This is a genomic window from Phormidesmis sp. 146-33 (genome assembly GCF_052939515.1).
Genome location: NZ_JBJPHU010000287.1, coordinates 1 through 1,211, shown reverse-complemented (window position 1 = coordinate 1,211; position 1,211 = coordinate 1). Strand labels below are relative to the sequence as shown.

5 protein-coding genes are annotated in these 1,211 nt (G+C 48.7%); 2 read left to right on the top strand and 3 right to left on the bottom strand.

What is annotated here, in order from left to right; translation table 11 throughout:
* Together ACJ2PR_RS36025 and ACJ2PR_RS36020 are read right to left on the bottom strand one after the other, a co-directional pair.
* A partial coding sequence (locus ACJ2PR_RS36025) for a CHASE2 domain-containing protein (RefSeq protein WP_446880660.1) occupies window positions 1-93 on the bottom strand: 93 nt, incomplete at its 3' end.
* On the bottom strand, window positions 56-193 hold the full coding sequence (locus tag ACJ2PR_RS36020) for a hypothetical protein (protein ID WP_446880659.1): 138 nt from the start codon (window positions 191-193) through the stop codon (window positions 56-58). The genes ACJ2PR_RS36025 and ACJ2PR_RS36020, both read right to left, overlap by 38 nt.
* Window positions 194-274: 81 nt before the next feature.
* On the opposite strand from ACJ2PR_RS36020, the gene ACJ2PR_RS36015 reads away from it, so the two are divergent.
* Entirely contained in the window at window positions 275-439 is a 165-nt protein-coding gene (locus ACJ2PR_RS36015) for a hypothetical protein (RefSeq protein WP_446871928.1), read from the top strand.
* 119 nt (window positions 440-558) lie between these two features.
* Here ACJ2PR_RS36015 and ACJ2PR_RS36010 read toward each other — a convergent pair whose 3' ends face one another.
* On the bottom strand, window positions 559-786 hold the full coding sequence (locus ACJ2PR_RS36010) for a hypothetical protein (protein ID WP_446880658.1): 228 nt from the start codon (window positions 784-786) through the stop codon (window positions 559-561).
* A 127-nt stretch (window positions 787-913) separates the two neighbouring features.
* Here ACJ2PR_RS36010 and ACJ2PR_RS36005 point away from each other — a divergent pair.
* Window positions 914-1,211: hypothetical protein (locus tag ACJ2PR_RS36005; RefSeq protein ID WP_446880657.1), on the top strand; the 298-nt coding region annotated here is incomplete at its 3' end.

Genomic DNA, 1,211 nt, shown 5'->3' with positions numbered 1-1,211 from the left:
CTGACTCACCATGTGAGCGTGAACCCAAACCCCTGCCATTTCACCATAGGGCGTGTCAAAGCTGTCTCTGGCAACGGGAGCCGTGTAGCCAATTAGAACGATGCGAGCGCACCATGTCCGCCGTTACCTGTCCATCTAGCACTTGCTGAAGCAATATTTTTTGTCCGGGTGGTGCAGCGCGATAGTTCAGCATGATTTGATTGGTTGCATCTACTGGTCTGTCAAAGTTAGATTGAGGGATAATCAGGGGATGAAGTCCTAGGTTGAAATGATCATGCCTCAAAAGAAATACATCGTTTCCCTCAAAGCTGAAGAACGGCAGTTTCTAGAACACTTTACCACCACTGGAAAAGCGTCAGTCGCTGCCGTTAACCTCTACTCAGAAAGCAGGGGCATTGGGTCAGTCTTTCTTCTTCAAGCTGAATTTTCCCACGCATGACTCAACCCATTTCATGAAGAGACCTTCTACCAAACAGTTTGGGTGCATTCTCAACTAGCTCCTTTAGAACCAGAAACCTGATCGAGTGCTGGGAGAAAAGATAGCCGAAAGGACAAAGACTAATCTAATTGACGGTTAGACAGGGCTTTTAAGGCTTTTATCGAGCGATTACAGACTTCAACAGTCAGCCGCAGGCGCAAACAGGGTGCGTTTGTGAACTCGCGATGTAGCTGTAGCAATGTCATGCCCTTCAAGGGTGTAAACTTTGCCATTTTTACGGGTAATTTCAGGCTGGCGGCAAGTCCAATCTGAAGGACTCGCGCTGCTGCATGGCTATTCTCGCTCACATCCTTATTGCAAAGGACAACAAGCCATGTTTCAAATCCACAAGCTGAGTCAACAATCTTTCCATTCTCGACCTTCAATCTCACCTGCAACGGACAGCAATCAATTAGCAGTGGGGGGAGGAAACCTATGGCGCTCCTAATTACTCGTTCTTCCCCTGCATCTCAAAAGGCTAAGTTTGCTCAACAGATTCAACAGGAGTTTGTTGAGGGCAGCGCGATCGCACCCGTCCTCTATCAATGCGCCACCCAACTGGTTGCAGATACAGAACTACTTGCGGGGGGTGATGTTGCCTACCCAATTCATGAGACCCTCAACTGGAAGCTGACTCGCTTTGGGCATCAAGCGCGCACTACTTTATATGCCGTTTTACTCACCCAGGAAGACGGTTCCTGCTGGCAAGCCAAACTTAGTTGTCCGCGACGGA

Coding starts and splice junctions, on each gene's coding strand:
- ACJ2PR_RS36020 (WP_446880659.1), bottom strand. CDS start 193: ATGCTGAACTATCGCGCTGCACCACCCGGACAAAAAATATTGCTTCAG.
- ACJ2PR_RS36015 (WP_446871928.1), top strand. CDS start 275: ATGCCTCAAAAGAAATACATCGTTTCCCTCAAAGCTGAAGAACGGCAG.